Origin of the sequence: Streptomyces sp. NPDC006332 (assembly GCF_040612855.1) — a bacterium.
In the GTDB taxonomy this organism is placed as follows: domain Bacteria; phylum Actinomycetota; class Actinomycetes; order Streptomycetales; family Streptomycetaceae; genus Streptomyces.
On the sequence record NZ_JBEXRA010000144.1, the window covers coordinates 1 to 1028 of the forward strand.

At 67.9% G+C, this 1028-nt stretch carries 1 protein-coding gene; it reads left to right on the top strand.

Annotated elements, in window-relative coordinates:
• Nucleotides 1-2 precede the first annotated feature (2 nt).
• Nucleotides 3-992, top strand: a complete 990-nt coding sequence (locus ABZ027_RS43185) for an IS30 family transposase (protein WP_356778607.1) — start codon at nucleotides 3-5, stop codon at nucleotides 990-992.
• Nucleotides 993-1028 lie beyond the last annotated feature (36 nt).

Here is a 1028-nt window from a genome sequence, read left to right on the forward strand (position 1 = left end):
CACTGCAGGCCAGGTTCCTGAGCGTGACCGAGCGGGAGACGATCGCCGACATGCACCGTGTCGGTCACTCGCTGCGGGCGATCGGACTGGCTCTGGGACGGCCGGCGTCCACGATCAAGCGGGAGATCGACGCCCGAGCGGTCGACGGTGTCTACCGGCCGCACCGGGCCCAGCGGGCCTGGGCTGAGAGCCGGACACGGCCCAAGGCCTCGAAGCTCGCCGCAGACGGGCCGCTGCGTCGATACGTTGAGGACAAGCTGCGCGAACGCTGGTCCCCAGAGCAGATCAGTCACGCTGTGGTCATCGAGTTCCCCGACGACGAGAGCATGCGGGTGAGTCCGGAGACGATCTACCAGGCCATCTACGTCCAGGCCCGAGGCGGCCTGCGCCGCGAGATCGCGGTCGCACTGCGCAGCGGTCGCACCCGCCGCAAGCCTCACCGCAGCCCGGAGCAGCGCACTCGCCGCTTCGTCGACGAGATGGTGATGATCTCCGAGCGGCCTGCCGAAGCGGAAGACCGGGCATTTCCCGGCCACTGGGAAGGCGATCTGATCGTCGGCCCCCGCAGCGACAGCGCGATCGTGACCCTGGTCGAGCGATCCACCCGCTACGTCATGCTCGGACATCTGCCCGGCGGACACACTGCCGAGGAAGTCCGCGACGTGCTGGTGCCGCTGATCCAGACTCTGCCCGAGCACCTGCGCGGCTCGCTGACCTGGGACCAGGGCTGCGAGATGGCCGCCCACAAGCAGTTCACCGTCGCCACGGGAGTGCCGGTCTACTTCTGCGATCCACACTCCCCATGGCAACGCGGGTCGAATGAGAACACCAACGGCCTGCTGCGGCAGTACTTCCCCAAGGGCACCGACCTGTCCGCGCACAGCGCCGAAGACCTCGAACACGTCGCCCAACAACTCAACGGCCGGCCACGCAAAACGCTCGGCTGGAGAACCCCAGCCGAGCGCCTGCGTGATCTACTGACAGCCGCGTAAGCCATCAGGTGTTGCGAGGACCCCGAGAATCCGCCC